Source organism: Brevibacillus sp. MCWH, from assembly GCF_013096935.1.
GTDB classification, from domain to species: Bacteria; Bacillota; Bacilli; order Brevibacillales; family Brevibacillaceae; genus Brevibacillus; species Brevibacillus aydinogluensis.
The window spans coordinates 101411-119255 of sequence record NZ_SDLF01000003.1 but is presented as its reverse complement, the minus strand read 5'-3'; the positions used below and the strand labels follow the sequence as shown (position 1 = coordinate 119255).

Genomic DNA, 17845 nt, shown 5'->3' with positions numbered 1-17845 from the left:
CGTCCCCTGCGAGAGCAGGGGACAGTCCACAAACGACCGGTTTTATTCAATCCGTCACTGATTTCTTCCGATCCATAATGATGTCGGCTGGTTGGGTAATCAGATGTCTCTCCGGTGTGACCAAGCAGCCGGCGGCAGCCAGACGGTACGGCCAGAAGTACAGGGGATTTGCCTCATAGAGCGTGTGTTTGAACAGCAGCTCCGTTTCTCTGGTAATGGTGGTCAGCGGCACCTGATACGTCTGCAGTCGCCGATACTCACAGGCGTCGTTGAACCGCTCCGGACTTTGGCGAATGAGAAACGACAAACTTTTCAACCGGTGCTGCCCATCCACGAAAAACACGCTTTTCCAGAAGCCGAAGGGAATTTTCACCTGGCAGCCCGGTTGGCCCCGCACGCCGCAGTACTCTTCGTCGTCCTCCCTGAAAATCGGCCCGGTATACACGATTAATTTTTTCTCGCTTTCCATACGGTTCAGAATCCAATCCTCCAGACAGTTCCACACCCCCGTGTTGAAGTTGTGGTGCTGCAGGACGATATTGGCATAGCAGAACGAGTCCCGGTTGGCTTTTTCCGCTTCGTGCCGCTCTCCCCAGCATACGTCTCTTCTGCGCGTCAGATGCCCCTTGTCATAGTCATTTTGCGCATAGTATTCCGGCCCGACCTGATTCATTGCCCCGATGCGGTCATCCAGATGCCACAACCGGTTGGTGCGCGGTATGTTGACGAATCGGCTTTTATCCACGCATGCAGCAGAATAAACCGCAAACTTTCGCCGTTTGTTCATCACAATGGAGAAGTGGGTAAAGTCGTACACCCTCCCGTTTTCCAACGCGTCTTCCGCCGTTTTTCCCAGCAGCACAGGCAGAGGAACTTCGTGCCGTTCTCCCAGAAAAACAGGATCATAGCCCATCCCCGATTCCTCCCTTTCTCCGTCGTGATAAAAATCCGGGCTGCATTTGCTGCGCTGCGTTTCCTGCATCAACATTTCGACAGCCCGTCTGTCGAATCCTTTGACGAAAGAAGGGAGGTTTTGTAAAGATCGACGCCAATCTTTTTCATCTCGATTGTCCGATCGGCCACCTGTTCCGCCGTTCCGATGAGTCCTGTCTTGAACCCGTCATTGTACTGCACGAGATTCACAAAATCGAAATTCGCCCACATCCCCTGCCGTTCCGGCGACGCCTGACCGGCAAAGCGCACCGCCGTTAATCCGGTAGAAATCGCCGCGAAACACGGTCTCTTCTTCGGACCACATCTGTTTGAGAACGCAGATGAATTCTTCCGAACGCCTGTACCGTTCATCGTGATCCAGCCACGGTTCGCCGAACGCGTGGAATTCGCCTTTGAACCACCCGCTGACCACATTGACCGCTGCCCGGCCATGGCTGATCTGGTCCAGCGTGGAAATCATCTTGGCCACCACCCCCGGTTCCATAATCCGGGCAGCACAGCGGCAATGAGTTTGATCTTTTGCATGACTGCTGCAAGGGCGGACACAAGCGTTATGGCTTCCAACTGATTTTCCGCGTCGTAGCTGGCAACAAAGCGAGTCTGGACCAGCGCGAATTCAAAGCCGGCTTTGGGGAAACTCACCCTCTCTCATGGCAGCGTCAATCATATGCAGTCCCTGTACGTTTTGTTCATGAAAATGCCATTTTCCATGCCTGCATAATAGCCCGAGTGAGCCATTCTCCTCTGTCTGTTTTCTTGGTAGGGTAAAAAAGGTGTGACCACACTTTCAAGTCAGGTGAATCTCATGAAACGAATGGTTGTGTGCTGGTTTATCCTGTTGATGCTGCTTTGCGCGGGCTCTCCCCCTGTGTTTGCCCATGCCAGTCTCTTGGCTACCATCCCCCAAGACGGACAAGTCGTGCAAGCCAGCCCCGGGGAGATTGCGCTGGAGTTCAGCGAGCCGTTGGAAGAAGGGCTGATCGATCTCAGGCTGTACGATGAACACGGCCGTTCGATTGCGCTGACAGGCCCCCATCTGACAGCGGGCAACGCCGCCCGGATGCGGGCTGAACCGCCGAAACTGCCCGATGGCACGTACACCGCAGTCTGGTCCGTCGTCTCCGAAGACGGTCATCCGGTCAACGGGTCTTTCACGTTCTCCGTCGGGCGTTCCGCGTCCGGAACCATCGCCCCCGTATCGGATGGAACTTCCGCCCTGCTCGACCGCATTCTGGCGGTGATCCGCTACGTCGTGGAAGGAACGCTGTTGATCGCAGCCGGCCTTCACTGGATCTCCTGGCTCGGCCGACGACGCGGCTGGCCCGCAGACATGCGCGCAACCGGAGGCAGGCGGCTGGCGGTGTGGATCGTCATCGTCGTCGGATTGATTGCCGAAGGGCTTCTCTACCTGGCGTCCCTGCCGGGGAACGCTCTGACATCGGTGTTTGCAAAAGGACAGTGGGCGCTCCTCGGACAATCCCCCTTCCTCGTGATGGTCGGGGCGCAGCTTGTGTGCATGCTGCTCGCCGCCGTCCCGGGCATGGTGGAAGGCTGGTACCTGGTCATGTGGGCACTGGCCGTGGGAGCGCTGGCCTTTGGCGGGCACGCGTGGGGCATTCAGCCGGTGTGGCTGGCCGCCTCGTTCCGAATCCTGCATCTGTTCGGCCTGGCGCTCTGGCTGGGGGCGCTGACCGGCCTGGTCCTGGCGATGCGCCGGGCGAGGAAAAGCGGTGACGCGATCGAGTGGGGGGCGCTCCGCCGGTTCTTTGTTCGGCTGGCGCTGCTCGCGTCCGCCACTGCCCTGCTCTCCGGCGCTGCCTTGACCGTCCAGCAAACGGATTGGGCAGTCTTGTGGAAGGGGCAGACGTGGAGCGTGCTGCTTGGCCTCAAGCTGGCGCTGACCGGCGTGATGCTGGCGCTTGCGATCGCGCAGACCCTGCGGTGGCGAAAGCACGGCCGCCTGACGTCGCCCGCGCTGCTGCGCTGGGAGTGGCGGGCGGGTGCACTGGCCCTGCTGGCCGGCGTCTGGATGAGCCAGTCGGCCTATCCCCTGCCGGTGACGTCCTACGCCAAAACCTTTCCTGCCGCTGACGCGCAAGTGGTGGTCAAGATCCCGCGAGTGGCACCCGGCACGCAGATCATGACCATCGAGTTCCCCGCACCGATGACCGAGCCGCGGCAAGTCCAGGTGCAGGTATCCAAGCCGGATGCGGAGATAAACAGGCAGCCCATCCCTGCTGAGCGGACAGGTACGGGGCGTTATCAGGCGGACATTCCGTTTTCCATGTACGGAACGTGGACCTATCGGATTGACGCCGCCTTCCACGATGGGACACATGCAGCATTCACCGACACGCTGTTTATACCAGGAGGAGGAGAAACACGATGAAGATGAACTGGAACAAATGGGCAAGCTCGCTCGCTGTCGCCGGAGCGCTTCTGACCTTCGCGGGAACGGCTAGCGCCCACGTCACGGTCTGGCCGAAGGAAACGAACGCGAACTCGTATGAACGCTATACCGTTCGCGTCCCGGTGGAAAAGGACAGCAATACTATCAAGGTGCGGCTGGAATTCCCGGCGGGTGTAAAAGTGGGTACGGTTCTGCCGGCCCCCGGCTGGACCTACGAATGGGAAAAAGACGCGGACGGCCGGTTCAAGGCGATTACCTGGACAGCCACCGCCGACGGGATCAAGCCGCATGAATTCATGGAGTTCGGCCTCTCCGCCAAAAACCCCGCCGAACCGGGCACGCTGATATGGAATGCAACTCAGACGTACGCCGATGGCACGGTCGTCGAGTGGACAGGTGCCGCAGGGTCTGACACGCCGGCCCCTACCGTCGCGGTTAAGGAAGCAGCCCAAACCGCCGATGACCATGCCGATGAGCATAAAGCAGCAGGGAACTCAGGGAACAACGAAGCTGGTCAGGCTGCGGCTCCGGCGGCACAGAACAGTTCTTCTTCGACCGGCAGCACGCTGCCGCTGGTGCTCTCCGGGTTGGCGCTGCTGATCTCGGTGATCAGCCTCTTCCGGAAAAAAGCGTAGGACGCAGACGCGGGGGAAACAGGGGGCACACGTCTCACATCTTGGATAACCTGATGTTTGCCCCCTGCCCGGGCCGCGTTTTGGAGCGGACCCGATCCACTGCTCTGCCGGTCGTAAAGAGAGCGAGCAGCGCCCATGCCAGCTATTCGTTCGTTTTTGGAACAGCACTTTTCTCCGTGGCCTTGACGAATACCCCCTCACTTTTTTCAAAGGCAATCTGAACACTCGGATCAACGTCCTTGATCGTGAACAGCTTTGTCCCTTCCTCCAGATAATTTGAGTGAATGATAAGTGAAGATGGTTCTACATCCCGTGGATATTCGTATTTCTCCTGCACGATTCCAATTTGTTCCCCGATCTTTTCTTTTGCTACCAGCTCGTCGTTGTTTTCATCATTTTTAATGACATACACACGGTTTTCGACAACCACAAATGGGTACGGCCAGCTTGCCGCTTCATGTGCTGTATTTTCTGTATCTGGCGATGGGGAGTTATCCGCACATGATGAAAGCAGTATCGCGGCAAGGGTCAGCATGACTGCGAGCGGAACGCGTCTCATTTTTCCCCCTCCTCATCTGTAAAAAATAGGATGCAGATGATGTTATGATAACATCTGCATCCTGTATGGTAAATATTTCCTATCACTGTTGATCCGACTGTTTCCTGCCGCTCTTGAATGCTTTCACATCGTAAAGATGATGGCTGGAGCTGATGATATAATCCGGCTTCGGCTTGCCTCTCGCCTGCCTGTGGCCTTCCAGATGGGCTTCGCTCAGCTCCCATTTTTTCCATGCCTCTCTGGATTCCCAGCGGATCATGATGATAACTTCTTCTTCCCCTTTTTTGCTGCGTTTGACGAGCACGCTCAGATCAATAAATCCTTCCGATTTTTCAACGGCCCCTTCTCTTTTGAACCGCTCGACCACCAGATCAGAGGTGCCTTCTTTCACGATCAGGTTCTTGGTTTCCACGAACACAGCACTCACTCCCTTCTATTTCTGAAACAGCCATGACAGCGCTTGGGGGAATCGGCTGCGGAAGCAGGAAAGCTCGTGCCGTCCGCCCTCCTCCACATGCAGCCGCAGTTGTTTCCCGTTTAACCCGCTGGCCGCCAGTATGGCATACGCTTCTTTTGTGCGCGCGACCATTTCCCGCTGCACGGTCTGCTTCCCTTCTCCTTCCAAACTTCCTACGTCCAGATAGAGTCTCAGCCCGGTCTGCGCCATCTTTTGCTCGCGCATGTAGTCTGCAAACCCTTCGTACCAGAACGAACCGGAAATGGAGCCAATTTTGCCGAACACACCGGGGTACAGGTACGCGGCGTACAGTGAGATGAGACCCCCGAGCGATTTGCCGATGATTCCCGTTTGATCGGGACGGCGATTGGTTTTGTACCTGCTGTCGATATGCGGTTTCACCTGCTCGACGATAAACGCGAGGTATTCCGCCCCTCTGCCGCCGAAGTCAGCGAATCGCTCCGACAAGGCCTTGGCAAACCAGGGGGTGTACTCATGAATCCGGTCGACCGGTGCGATGCCGACCATGATGAGTTCGGCCAGTTCTCCGCTGGCAAACTTCCGCTCGATTTCCTGCAGAGAAGCAGCGGGACGCAAAGAAGAATCCGCCTGTTCTGCAAACAAATCGCCGCCATCGTGCACGTAGACGACCGGGAACGAGGCAGCACCGTCCGGATACGAGGGCGGCAGATAGATCGCAAGTTCCCTCTCTCCGATATGATCAGTGATGATTGTGCCCTTCACGGCGGTTACCTCCTACATTTTTGCCCGGAACAGCAAATAGACGAAATACGGCACGCCCACGATGGATATGACGATTCCCACCGGCAGTTCGGCTGGGGAAAAGACGGTTTTGGCAATAAAATCGGAAATGACGACCAGCAGCATGCCGACCAGTCCGCTAATCGGCATCACGCGCCGATGATGCAAGCCGACCAGCCGTTTGGCGATATGCGGAGACAGCAGTCCGACAAACCCGATACTGCCGGATACGGAAACGCACGCGCTGACAAGTCCGATGCTTGCGATCAACAGCACGCTTTTCTCTTTTTCCGTTCGCACGCCCAGACCTTTCACGCTCTCTTCTCCCAATTGAAGCACGTCCAGGATCGGCGCTTTGCGGAAAACGACCGGAACGAGCAAAAGAAACCACGGAATCATGGACAGCACGTAGTTCCAGTTGGCGTTCCAGATGCTTCCTGTCAACCACACCGCCGCCATCTCGTAATCCTGCGGATTCATCTTGAGCGACAGATAAATCGTCGCCGCGGACAGCCCTGAACCGACGGCAATGCCGACGAGGATCAGCGTTCCCGGTTCCAGTCTGCCGTTTCTCCACGCGAACAGGTAGATGAAACCGGCAGCCATCAACCCGCCCGCCAGGCCAAACATGGGCATCGCCATGATGGAAAGCAGGCTTGCTCCAATCATTTTTCCTTCAAACAGAAGCATGAACAGGACGCCGGCAAATCCCGCTCCCGCATTGATGCCGAGAATGCCAGGATCGGCCAGCCCGTTCTTCGTAATCCCTTGAACGACGGTTCCGGCGATCCCGAGACCAAAGCCGACAAACGCGGCGATGACAATGCGCGGCAGACGAAACTCGAAGACGACCATGTCGTGCTCGTGCACCGGATCGATGCGCAGCAACGTTTTGATCACATCGGTGACGGTCAGATTGAATACGCCGTTTGTCAGGCTGACATAGACGACAGCAAGCAAAAGGACTGCGCCGGCGACGAGCGTCATCCAATAGCGCCGTTCCATGCTCCTACGCATGTTTCTTCCCCCCTCTCGTGCGGATCAGGTAGAGGAAGAAAGGAACGCCAAAGAGCGCACAGACAACGCCGACCGGCGTCTCAAAGGGGTCATTCAGGAATCGGCTCATGACATCGGCAAGTCCCAAAAAGACAGCGCCAAGCACGCCGGAGCACGGGACGATCCAGCGATAGTCCAATCCGACCAGAAATCGGGCCACGTGTGGAATGATGAGTCCCACAAATCCGATTTTTCCGGCCAACGCGACGGAAATGCCGGTCAGGATGACGACGGCGGCGGTAGCGACCGCCTTGATCAAGGTGGTCCGCTGTCCCAGGCTGATGGCCGTTTCGTCGCCCAGACTAAGCACGGTAATCGAGCGGGAGATGAGCAGGGCCGTCACGATTCCGACGATGGCAAAGGGCACGGCCACCTTGATCATGCCGGGGTCGATCTGGTGCAGCCGGGCGTTGTACCAGAAGCTGACGTTTTGCGAGACTTGAAAATAACTCGCAAGTGCCGCCGATGTGCTGCTCAGAAACGTTCCGATGACAGTGCCGATAATCGCCATGCGCACCGGTGACATGCCGTTTGGCACCAGGGAGGCCATGCCGAATACCATCCCCGTCCCCAGTGCCGAGCCGATCAGCGAAAACGCGATCATGTCCAGGGACGTAGCGTCCGGCAGCAGGATCATGCAAAGAGTGATGACGAACGCCGAACCGTCCGTCACGCCCATAATGGAAGGGGACGCCAGGTAATTCCTTGTCATCCCCTGCATGAGTGCGCCCGACATGGCGAGGAATGCGCCGATCAGGATGGCGCCAATTGCTCTCGGCAGCCGCGAGTGCATGACAATCTGATGATTCACGTTGCCCGCGTCAAAATGAACGAACGCCTCCCACACCACGTGTGCCTCTATATTCCGTGCGCCGTAGAGAATGGATGTCAGGATGACGATTGCAATCGCAATCGGTGACAGCCCCAAAATCAGGGCCGGCAGTGGAAAGTTTCGTCTCATGTCCGTTTACACGCCTTGTTCAAGATTACTGGGACAGTTTCTCCACGGCAGCTTTCAGAAAGTTGATTTTGCTCCACGCTGTGCCGCCTTGGGCAAGCGGATCGACGACGTTCACATACACCCTGTTGTTTTTGACTGCATTGATGCTCTGCCAGATCGGATTGGCCTGCACCTCTTCCAGCGCTTTCGGATGCTGCGCGTTTTCATCCAGGGAGAACTGTACGAACACGTAATCCGGGTTCATTTCGCTGAACCTTTCCAGGGAAATGGTCTCCTGCGCCTTGGCCGCTTTGATCGGTTCCGGCACTTCCAGGCCCAAATCCTTGTACAGCGTGTCGTTGAAGTATACATTCTCCGGGTAGATGTTGATGTTGCCCTGTCTGTAGCGAATGACCACAACCTTTTTGCCTTTCAGCTTCTCGCCCAGCTGTGCCTTTGCCGCTTCCACATCCGCCTTGTATTTCTCAAGCGCCTGTTCTGCCAGGTCCTGTTTGCCCGTCAGCTCCGCGAGAAGGCGGAGATTGTTCTCCCAGTTGGTGGAAATGTGGGAGTACGGAAACGTCGGCGCAATTTTGACCAGCTTTTCCATGACTTCCGGCTTGAACTTGGAGGTGCCCAGGATGACATCCGGCTTCAATTGGAGAATCGTCTCAAAATTCGGCTGCGTCTTCTCGCCGATCGACACCGTCGACCCGGTAATCTCCTTGAATATGTCCGGGAATTTTCCCCCGATGGTAATACCGCCGACCGGTTGCACGCCAAGCACGACGGCGTCCTCCATCGCTTCCAGGCTTCCGGTGATGACGATCCGTTCCACTTTGGCCGGGACGGTGTAATCCTTGTCCAGATAGCGGACTGTTCTCGTCGTTTGTTCAGCCGTATTTCCGGCGGGCACCACATTACCCGCGCTGTTGTTCACATTCGTCGTGGCAGTCTTGTCAGCAGAACCGCAAGCCGCCAACAACAGCATGAGCAGGGCGACGAACCCCGTCCCTGCACGCTTTAATCCCTTTTTCATGTGCAGTAAATCTCCTTTCAGCAACCTCTCTAGTAATTGAGGATGATTCTCATTGCTAATTCTAAGGACGAAAGCCCTTGATGAACATGGACAATATACAGAAAACAGCATGGACAAAATCCAGATCACATCCGTACATATTCCTCCACGATTCGCTGATGGGCAGTCCGCATTCACTTCTGCCAGCCATTGGTTGACGCGACGTCCTGGGGAACGAACAAAGGGAGAGCAGCTGCTCTCCTTTTCAGACTGATGACAAACTGTATTTTTTTGATCGAAGTTCCGAATGTAAAACCATCTTTCATCGTTGTCAGGCCGAAAGGCCTGCAGATTAATCAAACCGAAGGTGGAGAAAAAGTACACGGCATGGAGTGATGGGCCAAGCGAGCTCCTTTGACGACCTGCACAGCGGAAAAACGCTAGACGCGGGGAATACAGGGGACACAAGTCTCACTTCGTCGAAATGCCCAGATGTTTGTCCCCTGCCCGCGTCGCGTTTTGTAGCGAACAATATCCACTACTTTGCTGGTCGTCAAGAGAGCGAGCGGGCCCGATCACCCATGCGCCACGGACTTTGTCTACACGCTGAAAGGGAGAGCAACTGCTCTCCCTCTGCTGATTGACGTTCCACGGTGCTGTGCGTCCGCCGCTACATCGCCTGAATTTTTTCCCACAACTGCTTTCCCTTCTGCCACACATCTTTCCAAAATTGAGTCCACGACGCTTTCTCGAGGTCGTCCTTCTGCATGCTGCCCACCAGCAGGAAGTATTCGCGAATGCCGGAACAAATCGCTCTCGACAGTTCGGCCTGCTTTTCCGGACGCGTCATCTGCTCCCGATCCCGCGCATTGCTGATGTATCCCATTTCCACAATCACAGTCGGACATATGGAGTGGCGCAGCAAATAATACGTCTTTCCCGCTTTTGGTTCATCCTTTTTGCCATACAGTTCGTTTAAGTGATGCTGCAGGATGTCCGCAAGCAGGAAACTTTGATGGTTTTGCTGATACAGCACAAGTCCCCCGCGCGTGTTTGGGTTTGTAGACCAGTTCACATGCAGGCTGACCATGATTTGCGGGTCCAATGCGGCAGCCAGGCCCCGCCGCTGCGCCAAGTCGCGCTTGTGACGGGATGACGTTTTGGACCACCGATTTTCATCACTCAGCGCATAATCCCCGGTGCGATTGAGGATCACCTGATACCCTTCGGCGGACAATTGATGATACACTCGTCGCGCAATTTCCAAATTGATGTCCTTTTCGTACAGGCCTCCGTAAGAGGTTCCTCCGTCAATCCCCCCGTGTCCCGCATCAATGATCACATGGATGGGAGAAATTGCCTGACTGAAAGCAATGGCATGCCCAGGATACAGGAGCAGAAACGCCGTGAACACGACGCATGTTCGCTTCATTCTCCCTCTACCTTTCCGGCTTTTTTCGTAGTATGTTCCAACGAAAAAGCGGACATGCGCCGCCGATTCCGCTGTGACGCAGTATAGACAACCTGCGGGGTGAATTCATGTCCGTGTGCATGCAGGGGGACTTCGAAAACCCTCTCGTCAACAAAAAAGAGGGACGTACGCCCCCTTTACATCATATCATCGTGATGTTTTTTCTGAGGACGAATCAACTCGCCTGCCTGTTGCAGCGTCTGCAGCAGTTCGCTGACTGTCCTCACCTGATCGACAATGGTTCCCAAATCGAGGTTGAGTCTGGGAAAGGCAAACAAGGATCGCCTGCGAGGCGCATTGATCTTCTTCCATTCCTGAAAGTGCTTCTGCAGCGCTTCCGGGTTCCTTCGCTCCCGCTTGGGCACCTTGTTGGCTCTGAGCCAATCGTGAAATTCCTGAGGGTATTCGCCGTCTGGTTTGATTTTGCGCATGCAATCACCTCTTTTTCGTGACGGTGTACTCAGCGTCTATGGGCACGTACACTGCGAGAAGTGAAAAAAAGCAAAGGGGGAGCCCCTTTGCACCTCAGCGCAATCATCGCCGTCTTTAACAGTCGCAATCACACCCGACGATGACCAGCAGTATGAACAATACCAATGCCAGCGCAAACCCATCACGATGGAAGATACCCATATGCAATTCCTCCTTTCGCACATGTAGTCGTCATACTCTATGTACAAAAGGTAGGAAATGCTTATACGCGTACCCATGGTGACAAAAATTTCTTTTGCATCACGATACGAATGCCCCTATTGCAGCCACATCCTGAACAACCCCTCTACAACGCCGAGGTTGTACATGTAATACAGGCCAAACACGGCACTGATCCCTCCGGTCAATTGTGTCAGCACGCGGCTTATTCCGGCGTTTTTCGCGCTGATGACGAAGGGAATCCCGATGATCGTCGTGGTCAGGAGCATACCGATAATCGTGCCGGCCCCAAATACCAGGATATACAGGCCGCCTTCCCATACACTCTTCACCGCAGCCATTGTCCACAGGACGAGCGCAGCGCTGCCCGCCAACCCATGCACCAGTCCGATCAGCAGGGATTTTCCGTACGACACCCGTTGCAGGTGTTTGCGGGACTCGCTCTGTACGTGCGAGAAGGCATTTTTGTGCAGTTCCCCGTCATGTTCATGCTCATGCACCTGGATGTGCCGTTTCTTACGGGAACGAAGACTCGTAACGCCCAGGTATACAAGCATGATCCCGACGAGGAACTCCAACGACATGGCCACTTTTTCGGGAATGCCGTTCTTTACCAGAAGAAATACCATGCCGACGACAAACAGCGTGGCGGTATGTCCGATTCCCCAGAACAAACCGGCCAACGACGCATTCCCCAATCGCTTCGTCTGCGTGGCGACCGTGGATACCGCGATCACATGGTCCGGTTCAATCGCATGTTTGATCCCCAATACAAACGCAACTGCCAGCACCGACAACAAACTCGCTTCCATATCTGTGATTCCGCCCTCTCTTTTTCCATTTTTACCTATCAAATCTTCCGATGGGTGGCAACCCTATTTTCATCTGTGAATGTTGCTTGCCTATGCAAGCGTGTCGGCACGCGAATATACAGGTATGGTAATGCCAGAATATAGAAAAGAGGGTGATGTGTATGTACAATTATCCTGGACAATGGCATGACCAATCGTCCGAACAATGGTCCACACAATCGCCTTATTGGTCGACAGAATCGTGGGACCAATCGTATTGGCCCGCCCAATCTCCATCGCAATATCGTCCGCCGCGCCGGCGATTCTGTCCGGACTTTTGCAGACGCTGTCCCCCGGAATGCTGCCGACGTCCCTGGAGAAGGGGTTATTAAGTGCCCCAGCTGCATGCAGCCCTCGCTGCTGCTGCCGTGATCAGGTAATGGTTCCGACAGCAAGCAGCATACACGAATGAGCCACATCCCGCCAAAGTGGGTGTGGCTCTCACTGTGCAGCAAGCTAGGCTTTTGCCACGTTGACGCGTCCAGAAAAGAAGGTGGCTCCGCCGCCCATGTCCGCAAGACGGTCCGGCGTGAGCGCATTCACCAACCGTTTCGTGCCTGTCATATCCGCCCAGAGCCCCTGGCTTACCACTACGCCGGGCAGCACATTCTCGCCTATGGCGGCGACCAGTTCACACTCGCCACGTTCGTTCCAGACCCGCACCTTATCCCCGTTGTTGATTCCGGCCCGTGCCGCATCGGCAGCATTCATGTGCAGTCGAGGCATTTTTTCCAGCTGCACGTGCTTGTCTTGATGGGAGAAAGTCGAATTGAGGAAATTATGATTGGGCGCCGGAATAAACCAATACGGGTAATCGCCGTCTTCGGCTTCGGCAAGCGGCACATACGTCGGCAGCGGCGGATATCCTTCCCGCTCCATCCTTTCCGAATACAGCTCGATTTTCCCGCTGGGTGTAGGAAGGCGTCCCGGAAACAGGGGTTTTACATTTGCCTTGACATACTGCTTCTCCACCAGTGTTTCATAGTCGATGCCTTCCAGATACGGGTTCCGGTGGTTGGAAAGCGCCTGCCGGATCAGCTCCTCCTCCGTGTCCTGAAATGCCTGTTCATCAAATCCCATCGCTTTCGCCAGCAGGCGGAACACTTCCACATTGGACCTGCTTTCTCCATACGGCGGAATCACTGGCCGCTGCAATTGAATGTAGTGATGCCAGTACGAGGTGTAAAAGTCCGTGTTTTCAAAAGAAGATGTCGCCGGAAGCACGAGATCGGCATACATGGCCGTCTCCGTCAAAAACATGTCGTGCACGACGGTAAACAGATCGTCGCGGGCCAGCCCGCGGCGCACCTTGTTGGCTTCCGGGGCCACAACAGCCGGGTTGCTGCTGTACACAAACAGCGAACGCACCGGCGGGTCTAGCTCAAGCAGGGCATCCCCCAGCTGATTCATGTTGATCAGGCGCGCCTGATTATCGGCGCGCAAATCAGGACGCTGCAGCGCCTGCTTGTTGAACCGCAGGTACTCTCCGTTCCCCTTGATCGCTCCGCCCCCTTTTTTCAGCCATTGGCCGGTAAGCGCGGGTAGACAGGCAATCGTCCGCACGCACATGCCGCCATTGTCATGATGCTGCAGCCCGTTTCCGATGCGGATAAAAGATGGGGACACTTGACCGTACATGCGGGCCAGCCGGACAATATCCTCCACGGGAACACCCGTAATGGCGGAAACGGCAGCGGGCTCGTACCGCTTTACATGCTCCCGAAGCTCCTCATGCCCTACGGTATACTGGCGGAGAAAATCTTCGTCCACCATGTTTTCGGCAAACAGCACATGCATTATGCAAAGGGCAAGTGCGCTGTCCGTCCCGGGCATGATCGGAATAAACCAGTCTGCCCAACGTCCGGTCTGGTTTTTGTGCACATCGATCACGACGACCTGGGCTCCGTTTTTGCGCGCTTTCTCGGCAAGCGCCACCTGGTGCATGTTTGTGCTGACCGCATTAATCCCCCACATGATGATCAGCTTGGCATGGACCGTATCCTCGGGGTCCGTCCCAAAGCTGCCGCCCATGGTATACTCGTACCCTTTTGTTCCGGCTGCATTGCAAATCGTTTGCTCCAGCCTGCTTGCGCCCAGGCGGTGAAAAAACCGGCGGTCCATCGATTCCGCACTGAGCCTGCCCATGTTGCCGTAGAAACTGTACGGCAGGATGCTTTCCGGCCCCTCGCTGCGAATCAATTCCTTCCAGCGGGCAGCAATCGTTTCAATCGCTTCGTCCCAGCTGATTCGTTCAAATTTGCCTTCCCCTTTTACGCCCACACGCTTTAACGGATAGGAGAGCCGTTTGGGGTCGTAGATTCGCGCTGTCATGTTTCGTACCTTGTTGCAGATAGCTCCCCGGGTGACGGGATGGTTGGGATCGCCCTCGATTTTCACAATCTTTCCATCTTTTTTGTGTACAAGGAGACCGCATTGATCCGGACAATCCAGTGAGCAGACAGACGGAAAAACTCCACTTGGCTGATTGGCGTAGTGCTCCACAGTGTATCTCCTCTCCCGTTTTTACACGATGGAACCAACTGCCCGGCATACGCAGTTGCTCTGCTCGACGATCGTGACTTTTTTTCGTTTATCTTATCACGATACGCGCTTGATTTCGCACCTGTCAACTCCCTTGTCGCCAACGATGCCTTCACGTGTTTCGCCGGTCGCGCTGCACCATCGGGGTGTCCTCTCCCTTCTTGGGCTTGCGCGTTTTCAGAAACGCTGGACGCGTACGCAGCTTTTTCATCGGAATGCGAATCAGCATATCCGTCCAGTCGCGCAAACGCAACGGAGAAAACGGCGACAGATAGGGAACCCCGAACGAAACCAGCCTGGCCACATGGGCATGGATGAAGAGCAGGCCCAGGATGAATCCGTACGTCCCCAGCAGACTGCTGCAGACCAGCAGAAAGAAACGCAGAATCCGGTGTGTGATGCCGAGATAATACACAGGCGACGTAAAGGAGGAGATCGCGGTCAGTGCGACGATGACAAGCGTCACGGGACTGACCAGGTTGGCGTTCACAGCCGCCTGCCCAATCACAATACCGCCGACGATGCTGACCGCCTGTCCGACCGGCCTGGGCAGTTTGACGCCAGCTTCCCGGATGATCTCTATGATGAATTCCATGATAAAAATTTCCATAAAGATAGGAAACGCCACCTTGACACGTGCGGCGTCCATGGAGATGAGCAGCCGGGTGGGAATCAGCTCCGGGTTGTACGCGACGAGTGACAGGTACAGCCCGGGCGTCGTGATGCTGAGAAACAGGGCGACCATCCGCACAATGCGGATCAGCGTGGCGTACTGCCAGCTGGTGTAGTAGTCGTCGACCGTTTCCAGCATTTGAAAAAACGTGATCGGCAGGATCAGCGCATGCGACGTCCCCTCGACCATGACCGCCACGTTTCCCTCAATCAGATAGGAACAGGTGACGTCAGGCCGTTCCGTGGGGCGCATGAGGGGAAACAGGGAGAACGAATTGTCCTCCAGATATTCCAGTAGCTGCATCTGGCCGATCAGGCTGTCTGTTTCGATGCAGGAAAGACGCCGCCTTACTTCTTCCACGACCTGCGGATTGGCCACGTCTGCCAGGTAGATGACGGCCGTCTCCTGCTTCGTCCGTCTTCCCACCACGATGGATTCCACCCGCAGATACGGGTCGCGCAGGCGCTGGCGAACCAGGCCGATATTGGTGTTGAGCGTTTCCACAAAGCTGTCTTTCGATCCGATGACGCTTTGTTCCGTTTCCGGCTGCTCGATGTTCCGGCTGTATTCCTTTTTGACTCCCACCGCCAGACCGACCGACTCGCCCTCCACCAGGAGCAGCGCTTTGCCGTGCAGGATCTGCTCAATCGCGGCCTGCCAGTCCTCTACTCGCTGTATGTCACTTGCGGATATGATGTTCTCCTGGATAAACAGGATCAGGCTTTTTTCCTCGTCCTCGGCCAAAGACGTCTCCACAGCTGTCGGGAACATGCCCGCTCTCTGCTGGAGGGGAACGATCACCTGCCGGTTCAGGCGGTCGGAATCGGCCAGACTGTGCAGAAAGAACAGGCTGACATTCCTGTCCAGACACGTGAAGTGGCAGGCGGCGAAATCGCTGTTGCGGCCGAGGCGCTCCGTCAGCACCTCCGCGTTTTTGACCAGCGACGCGTGAAGGGGCGTCTTCTCGATTGTGTTCACCGCTTGTGTCTCGCGTAACAGGAACCGTTTCGATCTATCCACCGATTTGCGCCAAAACAGGTTGAACTTCATGGTCGTTTGATAGCTGTCCTTCCGTATATCCGGTAATAGGTATAGTATTGCTTACAGGATGTTCGATTATCATATAAATGGGATCGATTCGGGGGAAGGATGATTTCGTTTACGGCAGCATCCAGGAGAGGATATTTGTCTGCAGATAGGTCAGCATGCAGATGATCAGCAGGAGCAACACGCTGTGCCTACACGTAAACCGGAACAGGTCGGCGTCTTTTCCAGCCAGCCCCACCGCCGCACAGGCGACGGCGATCGATTGCGGCGAGATCATTTTGCCTGTAACACCACCGCTGCTGTTGGCGGCGATCGCCAATGCTGGGTCCATGCCCAGTTGGATGGCCGTCACCTTTTGCAGACCGCCGAAGAGCAGGTTGGACGAAGTGTCCGAGCCCGTGAGAAATACCCCCAGCCAACCCAGGATGGGCGAAAAAAACGGGAACAGGATCCCTGTCGCCGCCAAGGTCATCCCCAGGGTCGTGCTCATTCCGGATGCGTTGGCCACATAGGCAAAACCGACGACGGAGGCGATCGTTACGATGGCAAAGCGCAGTTCGCACAGGGTCTCACCAAACGTCTTCCCCCACTCTCTCCAGGAAAGGCGGCAGATGAACTTGGTGATGACCGCTGCAAACAGGATGGCCGTCCCTGCCGCCACCAGCAGTTCGAGCTTAAACACCGCGTCGATTGGCTTACCGTTGGCGCCAATGACTAGCCGGTGCAGGCCGGGAACCGGTGGTGCAAAGGTGAGGGCCTTGCCGATCGAATTGAGGGCGGACAGGAGCACGTTGCCCCCTTCGTATTTGCCGGTCAATGCCAATTTTACCGCTGGAATTCCCCACAAGGAAATCAGCGCGGTCAGCACCAAAAATGGCGACCAAGCGTACAGAACCCGCCCCGCCAAAAGGGTTTCCCCGTTTTTCCCTCCTGTCGCTCCAGCACCACCAACCGTTCTTGTTTCGGTCTGATCTGCTTCAAAGCGGAAGATCGACCGGGGCTGCCACACTTTCAAAAAGAGCGTCAGGCAGACAATCGAAACCAGGGCGGAGAGAATATCGGGAAGTTCCGGTCCCATGTAGTTGGAAGTGAAAAACTGCGTGACGGCAAACGAAATGCCGGAAACCAAAATGGCAGGCAGCACTTCCATGGTCCGCCGAAAGCCGCACATCAGCACGACGAGATAAAACGGAACGAGGATGGAGAGCAGCGGCAGTTGGCGGCCGACGATCTGGGAAATGTCAATGGCCGGAATGCCTGTCGGACCAGACACGGCGATGATCGGCGTTCCAATGGCACCAAAGGCGACCGGTGCCGTGTTGGCGAGCAGGCAAATGCCCGCCGCATAGAGAGGATGAAAACCAATCCCGGCCAGCAGTGCCGCCGAGATGGCGACCGGCGCTCCAAAGCCGGCCGCTCCTTCCAGAAAGGCCCCGAACGAGAAGGCGATCAGCAGAGCCTGCAGGCGGCGGTCTTCCGTGATGGACACAACGGACGAACGAATGATGTCAAACTGCCCCGATTTTACCGTCAGTTTATACAAAAAGACGGACGCGATAATAATCCAGCCAATCGGCAGGATTCCGTAAACAGCGCCTTGAATGGCCGACATGACTGCCATGCCGACCGGCATCCCGTACACCAAAATCGCAATCAGCACAGCCACCAGCAATGTAGTCGAACCGGCCACATGGCCCTTCATGCGTTTTACGGCCAGCGCCCAGAAAAAATAGAGAATCGGGATCACTGCAACCAGGGCGGAGAGGCCCAGACTCCCTCCCACCGGGCTGAATATTTGTGACCACGTCATCATAACGCCA

The 17845-nt window shown here is 55.9% G+C and carries 16 protein-coding genes and 1 pseudogene; 2 read left to right on the top strand and 15 right to left on the bottom strand.

Features of this window, described 5'->3' with window-relative positions; all coding sequences use genetic code 11:
• Positions 1 to 46 precede the first annotated feature (46 nt).
• Together ETC00_RS03665 and ETC00_RS03660 are read right to left on the bottom strand one after the other, a co-directional pair.
• Positions 47 to 913: a DNA/RNA non-specific endonuclease gene (locus tag ETC00_RS03665; RefSeq protein ID WP_171564603.1), complete on the bottom strand. Its 867-nt coding sequence runs from the start codon at positions 911 to 913 to the stop codon at positions 47 to 49.
• A gap of 107 nt (positions 914 to 1020) precedes the next feature.
• A pseudogene (locus ETC00_RS03660) lies at positions 1021 to 1584 on the bottom strand (LLM class flavin-dependent oxidoreductase); the annotation flags it as partial.
• 175 nt (positions 1585 to 1759) lie between these two features.
• Here ETC00_RS03660 and ETC00_RS03655 point away from each other — a divergent pair.
• Together ETC00_RS03655 and ETC00_RS03650 are read left to right on the top strand one after the other, a co-directional pair.
• Positions 1760 to 3343: a copper resistance CopC/CopD family protein gene (locus tag ETC00_RS03655; protein WP_171564602.1), complete on the top strand. Its 1584-nt coding sequence runs from the start codon at positions 1760 to 1762 to the stop codon at positions 3341 to 3343.
• A gap of 2 nt (positions 3344 to 3345) precedes the next feature.
• The gene (locus ETC00_RS03650; protein WP_171564743.1) at positions 3346 to 3999 is read left to right on the top strand and encodes a YcnI family copper-binding membrane protein; all 654 of its coding nucleotides are present in this window, start codon (positions 3346 to 3348) and stop codon (positions 3997 to 3999) included.
• Positions 4000 to 4141: 142 nt separating this feature from the next.
• On the opposite strand, the gene ETC00_RS03645 is transcribed toward ETC00_RS03650, so the two are convergent.
• The 13 genes from ETC00_RS03645 to ETC00_RS03585 all read right to left on the bottom strand — a co-directional run bounded on the left by ETC00_RS03645 (position 4142) and on the right by ETC00_RS03585 (position 17835).
• A complete protein-coding gene (locus tag ETC00_RS03645) occupies positions 4142 to 4558 on the bottom strand; it encodes a hypothetical protein (RefSeq protein ID WP_171564601.1) in 417 nt (138 codons plus the stop codon).
• 82 nt (positions 4559 to 4640) lie between these two features.
• Positions 4641 to 4976: an antibiotic biosynthesis monooxygenase family protein gene (locus tag ETC00_RS03640; RefSeq protein WP_171564600.1), complete on the bottom strand. Its 336-nt coding sequence runs from the start codon at positions 4974 to 4976 to the stop codon at positions 4641 to 4643.
• Positions 4977 to 4991: 15 nt separating this feature from the next.
• Positions 4992 to 5759 carry an alpha/beta hydrolase gene (locus tag ETC00_RS03635; protein ID WP_171564599.1) on the bottom strand — a complete coding sequence of 256 codons (768 nt, stop codon included), beginning with the start codon at positions 5757 to 5759 and terminating at the stop codon, positions 4992 to 4994.
• Positions 5760 to 5771: 12 nt separating this feature from the next.
• Complete coding sequence (locus tag ETC00_RS03630) at positions 5772 to 6782, bottom strand: FecCD family ABC transporter permease (RefSeq protein WP_212132489.1); 1011 nt, start codon at positions 6780 to 6782, stop codon at positions 5772 to 5774.
• Between the two features lie 4 nt (positions 6783 to 6786).
• Complete coding sequence (locus ETC00_RS03625) at positions 6787 to 7794, bottom strand: FecCD family ABC transporter permease (RefSeq protein WP_171564597.1); 1008 nt, start codon at positions 7792 to 7794, stop codon at positions 6787 to 6789.
• 25 nt (positions 7795 to 7819) lie between these two features.
• Positions 7820 to 8812, bottom strand: a complete 993-nt coding sequence (locus tag ETC00_RS03620) for an iron-hydroxamate ABC transporter substrate-binding protein (RefSeq protein ID WP_171564596.1) — start codon at positions 8810 to 8812, stop codon at positions 7820 to 7822.
• Positions 8813 to 9461: 649 nt separating this feature from the next.
• Positions 9462 to 10223: an N-acetylmuramoyl-L-alanine amidase family protein gene (locus ETC00_RS03615; RefSeq protein WP_171564595.1), complete on the bottom strand. Its 762-nt coding sequence runs from the start codon at positions 10221 to 10223 to the stop codon at positions 9462 to 9464.
• Between the two features lie 176 nt (positions 10224 to 10399).
• Positions 10400 to 10693, bottom strand: coding sequence for a hypothetical protein (locus tag ETC00_RS03610; RefSeq protein ID WP_171564594.1), 294 nt, complete (start codon positions 10691 to 10693; stop codon positions 10400 to 10402).
• Between the two features lie 115 nt (positions 10694 to 10808).
• A complete protein-coding gene (locus ETC00_RS03605) occupies positions 10809 to 10895 on the bottom strand; it encodes a YjcZ family sporulation protein (RefSeq protein WP_171564742.1) in 87 nt (28 codons plus the stop codon).
• 116 nt (positions 10896 to 11011) lie between these two features.
• Positions 11012 to 11725: an urease accessory protein UreH domain-containing protein gene (locus tag ETC00_RS03600; RefSeq protein ID WP_171564593.1), complete on the bottom strand. Its 714-nt coding sequence runs from the start codon at positions 11723 to 11725 to the stop codon at positions 11012 to 11014.
• Positions 11726 to 12220: 495 nt separating this feature from the next.
• Complete coding sequence (locus ETC00_RS03595) at positions 12221 to 14266, bottom strand: molybdopterin-containing oxidoreductase family protein (protein WP_171564592.1); 2046 nt, start codon at positions 14264 to 14266, stop codon at positions 12221 to 12223.
• Between the two features lie 151 nt (positions 14267 to 14417).
• The gene (locus ETC00_RS03590; protein ID WP_171564591.1) at positions 14418 to 15956 is read right to left on the bottom strand and encodes a spore germination protein; all 1539 of its coding nucleotides are present in this window, start codon (positions 15954 to 15956) and stop codon (positions 14418 to 14420) included.
• A 181-nt stretch (positions 15957 to 16137) separates the two neighbouring features.
• A complete protein-coding gene (locus tag ETC00_RS03585) occupies positions 16138 to 17835 on the bottom strand; it encodes an L-lactate permease (RefSeq protein ID WP_212133180.1) in 1698 nt (565 codons plus the stop codon).
• Between the last annotated feature and the right edge of the window lie 10 nt (positions 17836 to 17845).

Bases quoted from the DNA above. Each gene is read 5' to 3' on its own strand.
- ETC00_RS03665 (WP_171564603.1), bottom strand. From the start codon at position 913: ATGGGCTATGATCCTGTTTTTCTGGGAGAACGGCACGAAGTTCCTCTG.
- ETC00_RS03610 (WP_171564594.1), bottom strand. From the start codon at position 10,693: ATGCGCAAAATCAAACCAGACGGCGAATACCCTCAGGAATTTCACGAT.
- ETC00_RS03625 (WP_171564597.1), bottom strand. From the start codon at position 7,794: ATGAGACGAAACTTTCCACTGCCGGCCCTGATTTTGGGGCTGTCACCG.
- ETC00_RS03585 (WP_212133180.1), bottom strand. From the start codon at position 17,835: ATGACGTGGTCACAAATATTCAGCCCGGTGGGAGGGAGTCTGGGCCTC.
- ETC00_RS03630 (WP_212132489.1), bottom strand. From the start codon at position 6,782: ATGGAACGGCGCTATTGGATGACGCTCGTCGCCGGCGCAGTCCTTTTG.
- ETC00_RS03620 (WP_171564596.1), bottom strand. From the start codon at position 8,812: ATGAAAAAGGGATTAAAGCGTGCAGGGACGGGGTTCGTCGCCCTGCTC.
- ETC00_RS03655 (WP_171564602.1), top strand. From the start codon at position 1,760: ATGAAACGAATGGTTGTGTGCTGGTTTATCCTGTTGATGCTGCTTTGC.
- ETC00_RS03605 (WP_171564742.1), bottom strand. From the start codon at position 10,895: ATGGGTATCTTCCATCGTGATGGGTTTGCGCTGGCATTGGTATTGTTC.
- ETC00_RS03615 (WP_171564595.1), bottom strand. From the start codon at position 10,223: ATGAAGCGAACATGCGTCGTGTTCACGGCGTTTCTGCTCCTGTATCCT.
- ETC00_RS03600 (WP_171564593.1), bottom strand. From the start codon at position 11,725: ATGGAAGCGAGTTTGTTGTCGGTGCTGGCAGTTGCGTTTGTATTGGGG.
- ETC00_RS03650 (WP_171564743.1), top strand. From the start codon at position 3,346: ATGAACTGGAACAAATGGGCAAGCTCGCTCGCTGTCGCCGGAGCGCTT.
- ETC00_RS03645 (WP_171564601.1), bottom strand. From the start codon at position 4,558: ATGAGACGCGTTCCGCTCGCAGTCATGCTGACCCTTGCCGCGATACTG.